Origin of the sequence: Micromonospora sp. NPDC048835 (assembly GCF_040649995.1) — a bacterium.
Taxonomy (GTDB): Bacteria; Actinomycetota; Actinomycetes; order Mycobacteriales; family Micromonosporaceae; genus Micromonospora.
Map to the genome: position 1 here is coordinate 1 of NZ_JBEZGM010000037.1, position 17,248 is coordinate 17,248.

General features: G+C 72.1%; 19 protein-coding genes. 4 read left to right on the top strand and 15 right to left on the bottom strand.

The annotated features are described in order from the left end of the window. Positions 1 to 96: 96 nt before the first annotated feature. The 3 genes from AB0C15_RS29075 to recO all read right to left on the bottom strand — a co-directional run bounded on the left by AB0C15_RS29075 (position 97) and on the right by recO (position 2,037). Entirely contained in the window at positions 97 to 282 is a 186-nt protein-coding gene (locus AB0C15_RS29075; RefSeq protein ID WP_357357255.1) for a hypothetical protein, read from the bottom strand. A gap of 71 nt (positions 283 to 353) precedes the next feature. Next, a complete protein-coding gene (locus AB0C15_RS29080; protein WP_357357257.1) occupies positions 354 to 1,166 on the bottom strand; it encodes an isoprenyl transferase in 813 nt (270 codons plus the stop codon). 4 nt (positions 1,167 to 1,170) lie between these two features. Further along, positions 1,171 to 2,037 carry a DNA repair protein RecO gene (gene recO, locus AB0C15_RS29085; protein ID WP_357357259.1) on the bottom strand — a complete coding sequence of 289 codons (867 nt, stop codon included), beginning with the start codon at positions 2,035 to 2,037 and terminating at the stop codon, positions 1,171 to 1,173. Between the two features lie 102 nt (positions 2,038 to 2,139). On the opposite strand from recO, the gene AB0C15_RS29090 reads away from it, so the two are divergent. After that, the gene (locus tag AB0C15_RS29090; RefSeq protein ID WP_357357261.1) at positions 2,140 to 2,949 is read left to right on the top strand and encodes a DUF4097 family beta strand repeat-containing protein; all 810 of its coding nucleotides are present in this window, start codon (positions 2,140 to 2,142) and stop codon (positions 2,947 to 2,949) included. On the opposite strand, the gene AB0C15_RS29095 is transcribed toward AB0C15_RS29090, so the two are convergent. From AB0C15_RS29095 to AB0C15_RS29130, 8 genes are all read right to left on the bottom strand, one after another. Further along, complete coding sequence (locus AB0C15_RS29095; RefSeq protein WP_357357263.1) at positions 2,936 to 4,030, bottom strand: acyltransferase; 1,095 nt, start codon at positions 4,028 to 4,030, stop codon at positions 2,936 to 2,938. The two genes, AB0C15_RS29090 and AB0C15_RS29095, sit on opposite strands and share 14 nt — an antisense overlap. Positions 4,031 to 4,178: 148 nt before the next feature. Then, positions 4,179 to 5,084, bottom strand: coding sequence for a GTPase Era (gene era, locus AB0C15_RS29100; protein ID WP_357357265.1), 906 nt, complete (start codon positions 5,082 to 5,084; stop codon positions 4,179 to 4,181). Next, positions 5,081 to 5,467, bottom strand: a complete 387-nt coding sequence (locus AB0C15_RS29105; RefSeq protein ID WP_357357267.1) for a cytidine deaminase — start codon at positions 5,465 to 5,467, stop codon at positions 5,081 to 5,083. Before AB0C15_RS29105 ends, era begins: the two co-directional genes overlap by 4 nt. After that, a complete protein-coding gene (locus AB0C15_RS29110) occupies positions 5,460 to 6,884 on the bottom strand; it encodes a hemolysin family protein (RefSeq protein ID WP_357357326.1) in 1,425 nt (474 codons plus the stop codon). Before AB0C15_RS29110 ends, AB0C15_RS29105 begins: the two co-directional genes overlap by 8 nt. Beyond that, entirely contained in the window at positions 6,860 to 7,333 is a 474-nt protein-coding gene (ybeY, locus tag AB0C15_RS29115; protein ID WP_030491788.1) for an rRNA maturation RNase YbeY, read from the bottom strand. Before ybeY ends, AB0C15_RS29110 begins: the two co-directional genes overlap by 25 nt. A gap of 15 nt (positions 7,334 to 7,348) precedes the next feature. Beyond that, positions 7,349 to 8,407, bottom strand: a complete 1,059-nt coding sequence (locus AB0C15_RS29120; protein ID WP_357357328.1) for a PhoH family protein — start codon at positions 8,405 to 8,407, stop codon at positions 7,349 to 7,351. A gap of 131 nt (positions 8,408 to 8,538) precedes the next feature. Further along, positions 8,539 to 9,927: a serine hydrolase domain-containing protein gene (locus AB0C15_RS29125; RefSeq protein WP_357357269.1), complete on the bottom strand. Its 1,389-nt coding sequence runs from the start codon at positions 9,925 to 9,927 to the stop codon at positions 8,539 to 8,541. Beyond that, entirely contained in the window at positions 9,924 to 10,283 is a 360-nt protein-coding gene (locus AB0C15_RS29130; RefSeq protein ID WP_124774517.1) for a histidine triad nucleotide-binding protein, read from the bottom strand. The genes AB0C15_RS29125 and AB0C15_RS29130 overlap by 4 nt, the downstream gene beginning before the upstream one ends. Before the next feature lie 92 nt (positions 10,284 to 10,375). On the opposite strand from AB0C15_RS29130, the gene AB0C15_RS29135 reads away from it, so the two are divergent. Further along, positions 10,376 to 11,137, top strand: coding sequence for an SDR family oxidoreductase (locus AB0C15_RS29135; protein WP_357357272.1), 762 nt, complete (start codon positions 10,376 to 10,378; stop codon positions 11,135 to 11,137). 73 nt (positions 11,138 to 11,210) lie between these two features. Further along, entirely contained in the window at positions 11,211 to 12,122 is a 912-nt protein-coding gene (gene ppk2 / locus AB0C15_RS29140; protein WP_357357274.1) for a polyphosphate kinase 2, read from the top strand. A 4-nt stretch (positions 12,123 to 12,126) separates the two neighbouring features. Here the strand turns inward: ppk2 and AB0C15_RS29145 are convergent, their stop codons facing one another. The 3 genes from AB0C15_RS29145 to hrcA form a co-directional block, all read right to left on the bottom strand. Further along, a complete protein-coding gene (locus tag AB0C15_RS29145; protein WP_357357276.1) occupies positions 12,127 to 12,861 on the bottom strand; it encodes a 16S rRNA (uracil(1498)-N(3))-methyltransferase in 735 nt (244 codons plus the stop codon). Between the two features lies 1 nt (position 12,862). Further along, complete coding sequence (gene dnaJ / locus AB0C15_RS29150; protein WP_181518639.1) at positions 12,863 to 14,008, bottom strand: molecular chaperone DnaJ; 1,146 nt, start codon at positions 14,006 to 14,008, stop codon at positions 12,863 to 12,865. A gap of 75 nt (positions 14,009 to 14,083) precedes the next feature. Further along, positions 14,084 to 15,106, bottom strand: coding sequence for a heat-inducible transcriptional repressor HrcA (gene hrcA / locus AB0C15_RS29155; protein ID WP_357357278.1), 1,023 nt, complete (start codon positions 15,104 to 15,106; stop codon positions 14,084 to 14,086). A 225-nt stretch (positions 15,107 to 15,331) separates the two neighbouring features. Here hrcA and AB0C15_RS29160 point away from each other — a divergent pair, with 225 nt between their 5' ends. Then, complete coding sequence (locus AB0C15_RS29160; protein WP_357357280.1) at positions 15,332 to 15,958, top strand: DUF4870 domain-containing protein; 627 nt, start codon at positions 15,332 to 15,334, stop codon at positions 15,956 to 15,958. Between the two features lie 55 nt (positions 15,959 to 16,013). Here the strand turns inward: AB0C15_RS29160 and hemW are convergent, their stop codons facing one another. After that, positions 16,014 to 17,237, bottom strand: coding sequence for a radical SAM family heme chaperone HemW (gene hemW, locus AB0C15_RS29165; RefSeq protein WP_357357330.1), 1,224 nt, complete (start codon positions 17,235 to 17,237; stop codon positions 16,014 to 16,016). Positions 17,238 to 17,248: the final 11 nt, after the last annotated feature.

Genomic DNA, 17,248 nt, shown 5'->3' on the forward strand with positions numbered 1-17,248 from the left:
GGGGGGCGCGCGCGCGGGCGTCGTCGCCGGGCGCGCCGTGGTGGTGCCCGCCCGCCTCGAGGGGGACGGGGGGGGCCGGGGGACGGGTGGGGGCGGTCAGAAGAAGCGGCGGCGCTTGGCCTTCTGCGGACGAATCACGTCCGCACCCTTGGTCAGCAACCGGGTCACCCCGGAGGGACCACGGCGGGCCTCCAGGGTGTGGCTGAGCCGGCGGGCACCGGCAGCGGCCAGCGGCACCGCGACCGCCATCACCGCCCACTGGGCAATGCGCTTCTGGATCATGTGGGTTCACCTCCGTCAGTGGCTTCTGACGTCTCTGATACCCAGAGTGACGTGCGGGTAAGCGCGTCGGCTCAGATAACCGGGGCGACCGGGTTGGGCAGCGCGCCGCCGAAGCGTCGGTCCCGCTGGGCGTACAACTCGCAGGCGTACCAGAGGTGGCGGCGGTCGAAGTCGGGCCAGAGCGTGTCCAGGAAGACCAACTCGGCGTACGCGGTCTGCCAGAGCAGGAAGTTGGAGATCCGTTCCTCCCCGGAGGGACGCAGGAACAGGTCGACCTCCGGGATCTCCGGGTGGTAGAGGTACTTCGCGACGGTCTTCTCGGTGACCTTCGCCGGATCCAGCCGGCCGGCCGCCACGTCCCGCGCTATCGCGGCGGCGGCGTCACCGATCTCAGCCTGCCCGCCGTAGTTGACGCAGAACTGCAGGGTCAGCGTCGAGTTGTCGCGGGACATCTCCTCGGCGGTCTGCAGCTCGCTGATGACGCTCTTCCACAGCCGGCCGGGTCGGCCCGACCACACCACCCGGACGCCCAGGTCGACAAGCTGGTCACGGCGACGTCGGATCACGTCCCGGTTGAACCCCATCAGGAACCGGACCTCGTCGGGCGAGCGCCGCCAGTTCTCGGTGGAGAACGCGTACGCCGAGAGGTACGGGATGCCCATCTCGATGGCGCCCTCGATGGTGTCGAAGAGGCTGTGCTCCCCCGCCTCGTGCCCCTTGGTGCGGGGCAGCCCGCGGTCCTTGGCCCAGCGGCCGTTGCCGTCCATCACCACCGCCACGTGCTTCGGCACCGCCTCGGAGGGCAGCGCCGGGGGTCGGGCCCCGGACGGGTGTGGCACCGGCGGCGTCGGCTCGCGCCGGCCGGCCTTCTTCGTTCGGATCACTCGGTCACTCCCTGTTCGCGCCGTCCGCCCCGGCCTCCACGTCGCCACGTGGCCGGAGCACCACGGCCCCCGTGCCCTCCGGCGGCGAGGCCGCGCCGGCCGCCGGGGAACCCCGGTCGACCAGCGGCAGCGAGCGTAGCGCGCGCTCCAGGTGCCACTGCAGGTGAGCGGCGACCAGCCCACTGCACTCCCGACGTACGGCGGCGTCGGTGGCGTCGGCGACCACCCAGTCGCCGGTGGAAAGCGCGGACATCAGATCGATGGTGGCCGGCGCGGGATGAGCCGCCCCGGGTGGCCGACAGTCCAGACAGACCGCGCCGCCGGCCGGTACGGAGAACGCGCGATGCCGCCCGGGGGTGCCGCAGACCGCGCAGGCGACAAGCGCGGGGGCCCAGCCGGCCAGGGACATCCCGCGCAGCAGGTACGCGTCGAGCACCAGGGTGGTGGCGTGCTCACCCCGGGACAGCGCCTTCAGCGCGCCGACGGTGAGCTGGAACAGCCGCAGCGACGGCTCCCGTTCCACGGGTGTCAGCCGCTCGGCGGTCTCGGCGATCGCGCTTGCCGCCGTGTAGCGCGGATAGTCGCCAAGGAACCGCTTGCCGTACAGGTCGATGCCCTCGACCTGGCTGACGGTGTGCAGCGAGCTGCCGTGGTTGCCCTTCGGGTCACCGGCGAGCTGAAGGTCGACGTGGCCGAACGGCTCCAGTCGGGCACCGAACTTGCTCGTGGTGCGGCGGATCCCCCGGGCCACCGCGCGCAGCCGGCCGTGCCGGCGGGTGAGCAGGGTGATGATCCGGTCGGACTCGCCGAGCTTCTGCACACGCAGGACCACCGCGTCGTCGCGGTAGAGCTGTCGGCGGTACCCGGCCATCGGGCCATTCTCCCTCGGGGTGGGAAATCAGGGTTGGTTCGGGGTGCAAGCGCGGTCGAACCCCGATGTGGTCGACTCGCGCCCGGTCGTAGCGTGCTCGTCATGGCACTACAGCTGAACACCGCCACCCGCCGTCGCCGCGTCTCCACTCCCGTCGCGCTGGGGCTCGCCACCACCCTCATCGTGCTCTCCGGGTGCGACAACCTGTCGTTCCGCCGGCTCGACTACGACAACACCGAGGCGGTCCGGATCACCACGGTCCGGCTCTCCGGGGGCTCCGGCGACGTGGTGGTGCGCGGCACCGGCCCGGCGTCCGAGGTGCGGATCAAGCGGGTGGTGCGCTACCAGGGCGGTGAACCGAGCAATGCCCGGTACGAGATCAAGGGCAGCGAGCTGGTGCTGAACACCAACTGCGGCTCGCGGTGCAGCATCTCCTACGAGGTGACGGTGCCGGAGGGTGTGGGGGTGCAGGGCGAGACCAGCTCCGGCAACGTCGAGCTGACCCGGGTCGGCACGGTGGACCTCCAGGTGAGTTCGGGCGACGTGCGGATCTCCGGGGCGTCGGGTGCGGTCGGGGTGGAGGCCCGGTCGGGCAACATCGAGGTGAACGAGGCTGCCGCGGCGGTACGGCTGCGCGCCTCGTCCGGAGACATCAGCGCGCGTCGGCTGGGCGGCACGGTCGACGCCGAGGCCAGCTCCGGCAATGTCAACGTCGAGCTGGACCGGCCCGCCTCGGCCCGGGTGCACGCCTCCAGTGGTGACGTCACGTTGCTGGTGCCCGCGGGCAGCTACCAGGTCCGCTCCACCGCCGACTCCGGCGACAAGACCGTCACCGTCGCAGACAACCCGGCCGCGTCGCTGGTGCTCGACGGTTCGGCCGACAGCGGCAACCTCACGATCAGCGAGCGTTGATCTCGATGTTCCCCACCTCCTCGGCCGTCCGCTGTGCCGGCACCGCTGCGCCGACCGGCCGGGCAGCCGCGTCGGCGGCTTGCGCCGAGGCAACCGGGACCAGCTCCGGGCGGCGTCGGGCGGCGACGTCCTCGACCCAGCCGACCGCCAGGGTGACCAGCCCGACCAGGGCGAAGACCAGCAGTACCCGGATGGCCAGGCCCACCGGGTCCTGGTGGGACCAGCCCACCACGTCGACGAGCGGGGTGAGCGCCACCACGAACGGCATGTGCCAGAGGTAGACGGTGAGCGCCCGCCGGTTGAGCACCGTCACCGCCCGCTCGGCCAGTCGGCTCCGGCTCAGCCAGGCGACCCCGGTCGGTGCCCGACCCAGCGCGATCAGGATGAACGCGGCCGACCAGAGGGCGTTGCCCAGGTGGTTGTCGTTGAGGTCGTACCCGCGTGGCCCGGGATGCCCGACGATCCAGGCGCCGCCGCCCACGGCGAGGGCGAGCGCCAATGGGTACAGCAGCCGGCCGGGAAGTCGGCGCAGCATCCCGGCGTGGTGGGCGAAGCCGAGCAGCCACGCCCCGAAGTACAACCCGAACTCACGCAGCACCGGCGGCGCCGGGTAGATCCCCACCTCGATCGCCACCAGCAGGAGGTACGGGGCGAGCAGGGTCGGCAGCGGGGCACGCCGGAACAGCCAGAACGCGACAGGCGAGGCGAACACGAACCACAGGTAGTCGCGTAGGTACCAGATGACGCTCAGCGCCAGCGCACCCCAGTGGTTGGCCGGCGGGTCGGCGATCGGGAACAGCCACAGCAGCACCCGAGGGCTCGCCGGCAGCCCGGTGAAGAGCATGGCCGGCACGAAGACCACCGCGAGCACCCACAGCGACGGCAGTAGGCGACGCAGCCGACGCCCGACCGCCGCCGGTCCGGTGCGGGTGAGCGACGCGGCCATCAGCGAGCCGGCAAGCGCGAACATCACCGACATGGCGGGGAAGACGAGGGTGAGGGTGGCCCATCCGGTGACGTGGTAGATCACCACTCGGATGATGGCCAGGGAACGGAGGAGGTCGAGGTACCTGTTGCGCATCAGCCTGCATCTGGGTTGGGGACGCTTGGCACAACATCCCTACCCGGCGCGGCGTCCGCACCAAACGACAGCGGCCCCAACCGAACGTGAACGTCCTCCGTTGCCCGACCGAGGGCGGTCGTGCCGCCGGTCGGGCCGAGGGGGTGGGTCAGAAGCCCAGCTTGCGCAGTTGCCTCGGGTCGCGCTGCCAGTCCTTCGCGACCCGCACGTGCAGGTCGAGGTAGACCCGGCTGCCGAGCAGCTCCTCGATCTGCTTGCGGGCGGTGGTGCCGACCTCCTTGAGTCGACTCGCCTTGTGCCCGAGCACGATGGCCTTCTGGCTCGGCCGCTCCACGTACAGGTCGGCGTAGATCTTCATGACCTGACCCTCGGGAATCATCTCCTCCACCACCACGGCGATGGAGTGCGGCAACTCGTCGCGGACCCCCTCCAGGGCGGCCTCCCGGATCAGCTCGGCGACAAGCACCTGCTCGGGGTCGTCGGTGAGCATGTCGTCCGGGTAGAGCTGCGGCGACGGCGGCAGATACTTGGTCATCACGTCGACGAGGGTGTCCACCTGGTGCCCGGCCACCGCGCTCACCGGCACGATCTCGGCGAACTCCCCCAACTTGCTGACCGCCAGCAACTGCTCGGCCAGCCGGCGCTTGTCCACCAGGTCGGTCTTGGTGACCACCGCCAGCACCGTCGCCTTCAACTCGGCCAGCTCGCCGGTGATGAACCGGTCGCCGCGACCGACCGGCTCGTCGGCCGGGATGCACAGGCCGATCACGTCGACCTCGGTCCAGGTGGACCGGACCAGGTCGTTGAGACGCTCGCCGAGCAGCGTACGGGGACGGTGCAGGCCGGGCGTGTCGACGAGGACCAGCTGCGACTCCGGGCGGTGCAGCACCGCCCGGATGACGTGCCGGGTGGTCTGCGGCTTGTTCGAGGTGATGGCGATCTTGGTGCCGACGATGGCGTTGGTGAGCGTCGACTTGCCGGCGTTGGGACGACCGACGAAGCAGCCGAACCCGGCCCGGTACGGTCGCGCCTGCGGATCCTGCACCGGGCTCACTGGGTCACCGTGCCGAGGACCGTGCCGTCCGGAGCGGCCACGTGCACCGGGGCGTCCGCCGCGAGGTCGCGCACCGCCGCGTGCCCGGAACCGTCGAGCGTCGACGCCTCGGTCACCACCACCGCCGCCTCCAGCCGCGTCGCCCCGGCCGCCACGGCCGACGCGACAGCCAACTGCAACGCGGTGAGCGTCAGCGACGGCAGCGCGACACTCGCTGCCGCGTACGTCCGGCCGTCCTGGTCGCGGACCGCGGCGCCCTCCACGGCGCCGACCCGTGCGCGGGCGCCCCGGGCCAGGACGACGAGCTTGCCGTCCTCGGCGCTCAGCGCGCCAGACGCGGTGGGGGTGGGCCGGGCGGCAGACGCGGCGGGTGTGTCAGGCATCGGCGGGTTGCCTCTCGTCGTCTCGATGGTTGTCCGTGTCGTCCCCGGGGTCGGCCTGCTCGCCGCGCCCCGCGCTGTCCTGCTCGTCGCCCGGCTCGACCCGGCTGACCAGCACGGTGTCGATCCGGTTGCGCCGGCCGGTGGTGCCCTCGGCGACCAGGCGGAGGCCGGCGACCTCGGCCTCGGCACCCGGGATCGGCACCCGCCCCAGCGACTGGGCGAGCAGCCCGCCGACCGTCTCCACCTCGTCGGTGGGTAGGTCGGTGTCGAACATCTCGCCCAGATTCTCCACCGGCAGACGAGCGGTCACCCGCACCGAGGAGTCCGCCAGGCGTTCGACGGGCGGGCGCTCGACATCGTACTCGTCGGTGATCTCACCGACGATCTCCTCCAGGATGTCCTCGATGGTGACCAGACCGCCGGTGCCGCCGTACTCGTCGACCACGATGACCAGGTGGTTGCGGGCCGCCTGCATCTCGGACAGCAGGTCGTCGACCGGCTTGGACTCCGGTACGAAGGTCGCCGGGCGCATCAGCTCGGCCACCGGCAACTGCTCGGCCCTCGGATCCCCGCCACGGGAGCGCCGGATCAGGTCCTTGAGGTAGAGGACACCCAGCACGTCGTCGACGCTCTCGCCGATCACCGGGATGCGGGAGAAGCCGGACCTGAGGAAGAGCGCAAGCGCCTGCGCGAGCGTCTTGTTCTCCTCGATCCACACCATCTCCGTACGCGGCACCATCACCTCACGGGCGATGGTGTCGCCGAGCGCGAAGACGGAGTGGATCATCTGGCGCTCGCCGTGCTCGACCACGCCGCGCTGCTCGGCCAGGTCGACCAGCTCCCGCAGCTCCACCTGGCTGGCGAACGGCCCCTCCCGGAAGCCGCGCCCGGGGGTGACCGCGTTGCCGATGAGGATCAGCAACGACGCGAGCGGGTTGAGCGCCCGGCCCAGCCAACGGACCAGCGGCGCCACCGCACGCCCCACGGCGTAGGCGTGCTGCCGGCCGAGGGTGCGCGGGGCGACACCGACCACCACGAAGCTGACCACTGTCATGGCGCCGGCGGTCACCAGCGCGGCACGCCAGCCGGCACCGAAGCTGTCCACGGCCACGAGGGCCACGAGTGTGGTGGCGGTCAGCTCGGCGAGCAGCCGCAACAGCAGGAGCAGGTTGAGATGCCGGACCACGTCGCCGGCGACGACCTGGAGGGTACGGGCGCCGCGTACCCCGTCGCGGGCGAGTTCGGCGGCGCGGGCCGGTGAGACCGCCGCGAGTGCCGCCTCGGTCATCGCGATCAGGCCGGCCAGCACCACCAGACCGGCCGCGAAGACGATCAGCTGAAGGTCGGGAAGGCCGGCGGTGGCGCCGGCCGCGAGTAACGGAGGAGTGGACATCACTGGGTGCGGGTCGACCGCCAGCTCGCCAGCAGCCGAGCCTGGAGTGCGAACATCTCCCGCTCCTCCTCCGGCTCGGCGTGGTCGTAGCCGAGCAGGTGCAGCACCCCGTGCACGGTGAGCAGGTGCAGCTCGTCGGCGGGCGCGTGCCCGGCGGTGGCAGCCTGCTTGGCCGCCACCTCGGGGCAGAGCACGATGTCGCCGAGCAGGGCAGGCTCCCCGCCGGCCGGCGCGGACTCACCGGGGCCGTGGTCGACGCTGCCCTCGTCCATGGGGAAGGCGAGCACGTCGGTCGGACCGTCGCCGCCCATCCAGCGGTGGTTCAGCTCGGTCATGTAGTCGATGTCGACAAGCAGCACGGACAGCTCGGCGAGGGGGTTGACCCCCATCTCGTCGAGGGCGTGCCGGGCGACGGCGAGCACGGCGTCGGTGTCGACGTCGACACCGGACTCGTTGGCGATCTCGATGGACAACTGCTTTCCTCTGCTTTAGCGGCGGCGGCCGGCCCGGCCGCCCTGGGCGGGTCGCCCAGGAACGGCGTGAACGCCGGTTGCCTGCTGGTTCTCCCGCTCGGCATCCCAGCGGGCGTACGCGTCGACGATCTCCCCGACCAGCCGGTGGCGGACCACGTCGGAGCTGGACAACTGGGAGAAGTGCACGTCTTCGACGTTCTCCAGGATCTCCCGAACCACCCGCAGGCCGCTGCTCGTCCCGCCGGGTAGGTCCACCTGGGTGATGTCACCGGTCACGACGATCTTGGAGTTGAAGCCGAGTCGGGTGAGGAACATCTTCATCTGCTCGGGCGTGGTGTTCTGCGCCTCGTCCAGGATGATGAACGCATCGGAGAGCGTACGGCCCCGCATGTACGCCAGTGGGGCGACCTCGATCGTCCCCTGGGCCATCAGCTTGGGAATGGTCTCCGGGTCGAGCATCTCGTGCAGCGCGTCGTAGAGCGGGCGCAGGTAGGGGTCGATCTTCTCGTTGAGCGTGCCGGGCAGGAAGCCCAGCCGCTCGCCCGCCTCGACCGCCGGCCGGGTGAGGATGATGCGGTTGACCTGCTTGGCCTGCAACGCCTGGACGGCCTTCGCCATCGCCAGGTAGGTCTTTCCGGTGCCGGCCGGGCCGATGCCGAAGACGATGGTGTGGGTGTCGATCGCGTCGACGTACTTCTTCTGCCCGAGCGTCTTGGGGCGGATGGTGCGCCCGCGCCGGGAGAGGATGTTGAGCGTCAGAACCTCGGCGGGCCGCTCGGCGCTGCCCTGCTCGAGCATGCCGACGGTACGCCGGACGGCGTCAGTGGTCAGGGTCTCGCCTTTCTCGATGAGTTCGAGGAGTTCGCTGAAGACCCGCTCGGCGAGGGCGTTGTCCGCAGGGTCACCGGTGATGGTGATCTCGTTGCCGCGGACGTGCACGTCACTGCTGACCGAGCGTTCGACGAGTCGGAGGATCTCGTCGCCTGCGCCGAGCAGATTGACCATGATCTTCGGGTCGGGCACGGTGATCCTGGTCTGCACCCGGGGCGGGCCGGGAGGTGGGGTGCCGGTCATAGGTCGGGCCGAAGGGCCCTGCGCCACCTGCTCTCGATCTCGGCGCCGGCCTGCTGGCCTGGCGTGCGGACGTTACACCCATCGTATCGTTTCAACGCGGGCCGCATCGCGCCCATTTCCGCTGGCCGCGATCAACTCCCGGCCCGGAAGTCGTACCTGTCGAAGGTCTCCTGGTGGCGGGTGAACCGGTAGGTCGCCCAGTGCATCCGGACCACCGCGCCGGCGTCGTCCCGGGTCAGTCGGAGCAGCTCACCGACCTCCCGCCCGGAGACCACCCGGAACACGTCCGGCTGGTCCGGCAGCGGAGTGAAGATCGCCGGTGGACGTCCGGCCGGGTCACCCACCCCGCGCGCCCGCAGGGCGCCGTCGTGCCAGGAGAAGACGTACTCGGAGCCCTCGCCCCACCAGCGGCCGAGCAGACCTCGCAGGGCCGCCGGTGCGGGTGGGCCGGGACGCCAGGGCTCGATCTCGGCCGGGTCGTGCTCGACCGCCGCCGCGAGCAGCCGGTGCGACAGGTCGAACAGCTCGGACGCGGTACCGGACGAGCCGAGCACCGCGGCGCCCATCGCACCGGCCGTGCCGTCCCCGCCGCGGCGGCCGTACACCCCGGCGAGGAAACCGGGCATCGCCCCGTCGTGCCCCACGTGCATCACCCGTTCCCCTTGCGGGATCAGGATCAGCCCGAGCCCGAAGCCCGCGCCCCAGAGCGTCTCGTCGGTGGTGGTCAGCGGCCAGCGCATCTCGTCCAGGGTGGCCGGGGCGAGGACCGCGCCGGCCGGGTCCAGCGCCGCCGGGTCGGCCAGGAACGCCGCCCAGCGGGCCATGTCGGTCGCGGTGCTCCAGAGCTGGGCGGCCGGGCCGACCGCGCCGAAGTCGGTGGGCGGTTCCGGGTGCGCCTCGTCGGAGTACGCGTCGACGAGGAACCCGGTGGCCGCAGTCGGCCGGGGGGTCACCGTGGTGTCGGTCAGCCGCAGCGGCGTGAGGATCCGCTCGGTGAGCGCCTGCGCCCAGGTGCCACCCCGGAGCCGGGCGACGAGTTGGCCGAGGACGGCCAGGCCCAGGTTGGAGTAGTGGAACCGCCGGCCGGTCGGCAACACCCGCTCGGCCCGGTCCAACTCCGCGACGAGTTGGTCGTCGTCGGGTGCGCGCAGGCTGTCCCACACGTCGCCGAACGGCTCGCGTTGCAGGCCACCGGTGTGCGACAGCAGCCGGCGTACGGTCAGCTCGCCGTGCGCCGGGAGGTCCAGGTGCCGGCCCACCGGGTCGTCCAGGTCGAGCAGCCCGTCGTCGCGGCACTGCAGGACCAGCACCGCGGTGAACGTCTTGGTGACCGAACCGATCCGGAACTGGGTGCCCGGCCCCAGCGGGCTGTCGGTGCCGGTCTCGCCGACGGTGCAGCTCCAGAGCGGTCGGTCGGCGCGGTGCAGCGCCGCCGACACCGCCGGCACCCGGGCCTCGGCCTGCACCCGTCGGACCAACCGGTCCAGATGGTCGTGGACGCGGCCGTCCGGGCCGGTCACGCCAGGTTCCGGGCGAGCATCGGGCCGAGCGGCGCACCACCGAGCAGGTGCGCGTGCACGTGGAACACCTCCTGCCCGCCGTACGCGCCGGTGTTGAACATCAGCCGGAAACCGTCGCCGAGCAGACCCTCGTCCTCGGCCACGGCGGCGGACGTCGCCAGCACGTCGGCGGCGAGCGCCGGATCCCCCTGGGCGAGCGTGGCCACGTCGGCGTAGTGCTCCTTCGGAATGACCAGGACGTGCACCGGCGCCTTCGGGTCGATGTCGCGGAAGGCGAGCGTGGTGTCGGTCTCCCGGACCACGGTGGCCGGGATCTCCCCGGCGACGATGCGGCAGAACAGGCAGTCGGATCCCATCGGGGCAGTGTAGGGACCAACCGGGCCGGGGACGCTCTGGTGCCGCCGGCCCGTTCGCGGGAGGCCACGACGGCTGCGGCAGGATGGCCGGCATGACGGATCGGGCGGTACTCGTGACGGGGGCCTCGCGTGGCATCGGCCGCGCGGTGGCGATGGCGTTCGCGGCCGGCGGGGACCGGGTGGCGATCCACCACCGCGACTCCGCCGACGCGGCCGAGGAGGTACGCGGGCAGCTACCCGGCGACGGGCACGTGGTGGTCCGTGCCGACCTCACCGACCCGGCCGCGGTCCGGGTCATGGTGGACCGGGCCGCCGAACTGCTCGGCGGGCTGGACGTGCTGGTCAACAACGCCGGGACGTACGGCGACCGCGACGACCCGCACCCGATCTTCGGCGCTACGTACGAGGAGTGGCAGGAGCGCTGGCGGCAGGTGCTGGAGACCAACCTGACCGGTGCCGGCAACGTCATCTGGTGCGCCGCCCAGCACCTGCGCGAACGCGGCGGACGGATCGTCAACGTCTCGTCCCGTGGCGCGTTCCGTGGGGAGCCGCACCAGCCGGCGTACGGGGCCAGCAAGGCGGGGCTGAACGCGCTGGGTCAGTCCCTCGCGGTGGCGCTCGCGCCGTACGGCATCACTGTCGCCACCGTCGCGCCGGGCTTCGTGGCGACCGACATGGTCACCGAGTACCTCGGCGGCGAGGAGGGCGCGGCGATCCGGGCGCAGAGTCCGTTCGACCGGGTGGGCCGACCGGAGGAGATCGCCGCCGCAGTGCACTGGCTTGCCTCGCCGCAGGCCGAGTGGGCCTCGGGCACGATCGTCGACCTCAACGGCGCCTCCTACCTGCGCAGCTGACGTCGGGAACATCCACCGAATCACCCGGTTCGGGGGGTGGTTCGCGGCTCCGAGCTGGGTAAGTCTCGCCGACATGGCCGACTCCGCGCTGCTGGACCTCACCGCCGACTACCGGGTGGCCGACGGCCACGACGACGACCCCGTCCTGCTCCGCCCCGACGGCACCCCCGTCGAGACGTGGCGCGAGGACTACCCGTACGACGAGCGGCTGGACCGTGACGAGTACGACCGCGACAAGCGGCTGCTCCAGATCGAGCTGCTGAAGCTCCAGGACTGGATCAAGGAGTCCGGCGAGCGACTGGTGATCATCTTCGAGGGGCGGGACGCGGCCGGCAAGGGCGGCACCATCAAACGCTTCATGGAGCACCTCAACCCGCGCGGCGCGTCGGTGGTGGCGCTCGCCAAACCGGACGAGCGGGAGGCCGGCCAGTGGTACTTCCAGCGGTGGCTGGCGCACCTGCCGGCGGCCGGTGAGATCGTGCTGTTCGACCGTTCCTGGTACAACCGGGCCGGCGTGGAGCGGGTGATGGGCTTCTGCTCCCGCAAGGAGTACCTGGAGTTCCTGCGGCAGGCACCGGAGCTGGAGCGGATGCTGGTGCGCTCGGGCATCCGGTTGGTCAAGTTCTGGTTCTCCGTCTCCCAGAACGAGCAGCGCACCCGGTTCGCGATCCGCCAGGTCGACCCGGTCCGGCAGTGGAAGCTGTCTCCGATGGACATCGCGTCGCTGGACCGGTGGGACGACTACACCGAGGCCAAGGAGGCGATGTTCTTCTGGACCGACACGGCCGACGCGCCGTGGACGGTGGTGAAGAGCAACGACAAGAAGCGGGCCCGGCTGGAGGCGATGCGGCACGTGCTGCACCGCTTCGACTACGAGGGCAAGGACGCCGAGGTGGTCGGCACACCGGACCCGCAGATCATCGGAAACGCTGGGCTGGACCTGGGGCCGGAGGAGGAGGTCGTGCCGGTGTTCCCGAGGCCCTGAACGGTCACCAGCGGCCGAGACGGGTGGCGAGCACGCTGAGGGCCGCCACCCCGGCGGTGGAGGTGCGCAGCACGGCCGGCCCGAGGCGGACGGGTCGCCCGCCGGCCTCGACGAACGCGGTCACCTCGGCCGGGGCGATGCCCCCCTCCGGGCCGACCACCAGCACGATCTCGCCGACGGTCGGCAGCTCGGCGGTGGTGAGCCGGTCCTCGGCCTCCTCGTGCAGCACGAACGCGGCGGCGGCACCGGCGATCCGACGGGCCACCGTGGCGGTGGACTCGTCGGGCGAGCCGGCCACCACCGGCAGCCACGGCCGGCGGGCCTGCTTGGCCGCCTCCCGGGCGGTGGCCACCCACTTGTCCCGGGCGCGTACGCCCCGGTCGCCGCGCCACTGGGTCACCGAACGCGACGCCGCCCAGGGCACGATCTCGTCCACCCCGACCTCGGTCATCGCCTGCACGGCCAGCTCACCCCGGTCACCCTTGGCGATGCCCTGCACCACGACGATCCGGGGGACCGGCGCGTCCGCGTACCCCCGGGAGGTGATGGTGACCTCCAGGCTGCCCCGGCCGACGGCGGTGACCACGGCGGCGGCCGTGCCGCCCCGACCGTCGGCGAGCAGCAACTCCTCGCCGACGCGCAGCCGCTGCACGGTGGCCGCGTGGTGCCCCTCCGGGCCCGCCAGGGTCAGCGCGTCGTCGGTGGGCAGCGTCTCGACCAGGAACAGCGGTGCGGACACCTCAGGCGTGCCCGTTGAACGCGTCGCGCATCCGGGAGAAGAAGCCGCCCTGCTTGGATAACTCGGCGACCTCCTCACCACGGGTCTTGGCGAAGTCGCGCAGCATCTTCTCCTGGTCCGGGTCGAGCTTGGTCGGCGTCCGCACGTCCAGGTGCACGTAGAGGTCGCCGCGGCCGGTGCCGCGCAGGTGGGGCACACCCCGGGCGCGCAGTCGCAGCGTGCTGGCCGGCTGGGTGCCGGCCTTGACGTCGACGGTCTCCTCGCTGTCCAGCGTCTTGATGGTCAGCCTGGTGCCCAGCGCCGCCGCCGTCATCGGCACGGTGACCCGGCAGTGCAGGTCGTCGCCCTTGCGGGAGTAGACGTCGTGCGGGCGCTCGTGGATCTCCACGTAGAGGTCGCCGGCGGTGCCCCCACCGGGGCCCACCTCGCCCTGCTGGGCCAGCCGGATCCGCATGCCGTCCTCGACGCCGGCCGGGATCTTGACCGTCAGCGAGCGGCGGGTGCGCACCCGGCCGTCGCCGGCGCAGGTGGGGCAGGGGTGCGGGATGGTGGTGCCGTAGCCCTGGCACACGGTGCACGGCCGGGCGGAGACCACCTGGCCGAGGAAGGTGCGCTGCACCGACTGCACCTCGCCCCGGCCGCCGCACGCCTCGCAGGTCGCCAGGTGCGTGCCGGCGGCGGTGCCGGCACCGGAGCAGGTGGTGCAGAGCACCGCCGTGTCGACGGTGATCGGGGCCTCGACCCCGAACGCCGTCTCGTGCAGGTCGAGTTCGAGGCGCAGGATCGCGTCGGCGCCCGGGCGGGTACGCGGCCGTGGGCCACGGGCACCACCGCCCGCACCGCCGAAGAACGCGTCCATGATGTCCTGGAAGCCGACGAACGGGCCGGCGCCCCCGGGGCCGCCCGGGCCACCAGCGCCGCCGCCCCCCGGGGCGAGCGGGTCGCCACCCAGGTCGACGATCTGCCGCTTCCGGTCGTCCGAGAGGACCTCGTACGCGGCGTTGATGTCCTTGAACTTCTCCTGAGCCTCCGGGTCCGGATTGACGTCCGGGTGGAACTGGCGTGCCAGCTTGCGGTAGGCGCGCTTGATCTCGTCATCGGAGGCTTCCCGGCTCACACCGAGAATGCCGTAGTAGTCCCTGGCCACTGCGTTCCGTGTCCTCATGTTCGTCTCGCGTTGCGCCGGTCGGCGGCCGCAGCCGGCCGCATCGGCCCTGACCAATCAGTTCTGGGCCAGCAACTCGCCCACGTAGCGTGCCACGGCGCGCACCGTGGCGATGTTGCCGGGGTAGTCCATCCGGGTGGGCCCCAGCACCCCCAGGCCGCCCAGGATGGTGGTGCCCGGGCCGTACCCGGTGCTGACCACCGAGGCGGCGCGCAGGTTGTCGAATTCGTTCTCGTCGCCGATCAGCACCCGGGTCGTGCTCGGCTCGGTCTCACCGATGAGCTTGAGCAGCACGACCTCCTCCTCCAGAGCCTCGAGGATCGGCCGCAGTGAGCCCTGGAAGTCGAGCAGGCCGCCCCGGGTGAGGTTCGCGGTGCCGGCCAGCGCGATGCGCTCCTCGTGCCGCTCGACGAGCGTCTCCAGCAGGACGCTGGCGAGCGTCGTCATGGTCGGACGCAGCCCGGGCGGCACTTCCTCGACAAGCGCCTGCACCAGTGGTGGCGTCTCGGAGAGCCGGGCGTTGGTGAGCTTCTCGTTGATCAGTCGGCGCAGGTCGGTGACGTCGTCGGCGGGCACCGGCCCGGGCAGTTCCACGAGTCGCTGCTCCACCCGCCCGGTGTCGGCGATCATGACGAGCATCAGCCGGGTGGTGGAGATCGGCACCAGCTCCAGGTGACGCACCGAGGAGCGGGCCAGCGACGGATATTGCACGACGGCGACCTGCCGGGTCAGCTGGGCGAGCAGTCGCACCGTGCGGTGCACCACGTCGTCGAGGTCGACCGCGCCGACCAGGAACCGCTCGATGGCCCGCCGCTCGGCCGGGCTGAGCGGCTTGACCCGGGACAACCTGTCGACGAAGAGGCGGTAGCCGCGGTCGGTGGGCACCCGGCCGGCACTCGTGTGCGGCTGCCGGATGTAGCCCTCCTCCTCCAGCACGGCCATGTCGTTGCGGACCGTGGCCGGGGAGACCCCGAGCTGGTGCCGCTCGACGAGCGCCTTGCTGCCGACCGGCTCCTGGGTGGAGACGTAGTCCTCGACGATGGCGCGGAGCACGGCGAGTTTCCGGTCGTCGAGACCCATCCTCCGCACCTCCTGTCGCACGTCGGCCGCCGGCGCTGCGGGCCGGCCGGGCCGTCCTGGCACTCGACTGTAACGAGTGCCAGTCTACGTCGGCAGTCCCGCCGACGCGATGATCAACGACCACCCGTCGGTGCGGCCCGCGCCACCCCGATCGTCCGATCGTCCCGCACTGCCCGGCGGTGTCGCTCTGGTGCGCCGTTGCCACCGGCCCCTACCGTGACATCCATGACTGAACCTCCTCGCCCTCCCGGGTCGGGCGACCCCGGCAACTACCCGCCGGAGCCCACGTCCCCGGGCCCGTACCCGTCGGCCGAGCCACCCACCGCACCACTGTCCGGGGCTCCCGGCCCGGCCGGCTATCCTCCGGCCGGTGGCTATCCGCCGCCCACCGGTGACCAACCGCCGTCGGGCGGCTACCCTCCGGCAGGCGGCTACCCTCCGCCCGGTGGCTATCCGCCACCCGGCGGTTACCCGCCCGGTGGCGCCTACGGCGGCCCCGGCGGCGGTTACGCCAACAACGAGGACAAGACCTGGGCCCTGGTCGCGCACTTCGGCGGAGCGCTCGGCGCGCTTGTCAGCTTCGGTCCGCTGGGCTTCGTCGCCCCGCTGATCGCCTACCTGGCCCGCGGCCAGCAGTCGCCGACCGTCCGGGCCCACGCGCTCGCCGCCCTGAACTTCCAGATCCTCTGGTCGATCATCGCGTTCGTGCTGCTCTTCGTGAGCTGGTGCCTGCTCTTCCTGCCCAGCATCGCCGTCGTGGTGATCCAGATCCTGTTCGGGATCATCGCCGGCATGAAGGCCAACGAGGGCACCCCGTACCGCTACCCGATGACCGCCACCTTCATCAAGTGAAGCGGGCCGGCCGCTCCCCCGGCCGGCCCGATTCGCCGCAGCTCGACCCAACCACTCACGGCAGCAGGTCGCGCACGACCGCGTCGGCGAGCAGCCGCCCGCGCAGGGTGAGCACCGCCCTGCCGGCGGCGTACTCGTCGGCGGCCAGCAGACCGTCGGCCAACGCCCGCTCGGCGCCGGCCCGGCCGGTGCCGTCGAGCACCGCAAGCGGGAGACCGCTGGCCAGGCGCAGCCGGAGCATCACGTCCTCCATGTGCGCCTCGTCGACCGTGAGCACCTCCCGGGCCAGGCCAGGGGACTCGCCGGCGGCCAACCGCTTGGCGTACGCCGAGGGGTGCTTGACGTTCCACCAGCGCACCCCGCCGACGTGGCTGTGCGCCCCCGGCCCCAGCCCCCACCAGTCCGCGCCGGTCCAGTAGAGCAGGTTGTGCCGGCACCGGGCCTCGTCGGTGCGGGCCCAGTTGGAGACCTCGTACCAGGAGAGGCCAGCCGCGTCGAGCGCGGCCTCCGCGGCCAGGTAACGGTCCGCGGCCACGTCGTCACTGGGGTACGCCAGCTCGCCGCGCCGCATCCGGGCGGCGAGCCGGGTGCCGTCCTCGACGATCAGGGCGTACGCGCTGACGTGGTCGACCCCGGCGGCGACGACCTGCTCCAGCGAGGCGGCGAAATCCCCGGCCCGCTCCCCCGGGGTGCCGTAGATCAGGTCCAGGTTGACGTGCTCGAACCCGGCGTCGTGCGCCTCCAGGGCGGCGGCGGTGGCCCGGCCGGCGCTGTGCTTGCGGTCCAGGATCGCCAGGACCCCCGGGGAGGCGGACTGCATGCCCAGCGAGATCCGGGTGTAGCCGGCGGCCCGCAGCAGCTTCAACGATTCCGGGGTGACCGACTCCGGGTTGGCCTCGGTGGTCACCTCGGCGTCGGCGGCCAGCCCCCAGGTGCGGTCGATGCCGTCGAGGATGCGGGCCAGGTCGTCGGCGGGGAGCAGGGTGGGCGTGCCGCCGCCGACGAAGACGGTGTCGACCCGGGGCGGCGGGGTGTCGCCGAGCACCCGGGCGGCGAGCGCCAGCTCGGCCAGGACGGTGTCGGCGTACCCCTCGCGGCTCGCACCACCGCCCAGTTCGGCTGCCGTGTAGGTGTTGAAGTCGCAGTATCCGCAGCGACTGGCGCAGAACGGCACGTGCACGTACACGCCGAAGCCGCGCGCGCCGACCGCTGCGGTGGCGGTGGCGGGCAACGATCCGTCGACGGGGACGGTCTCACCATCTGGAAGGACGCCGGGCATGGCCACTAGTG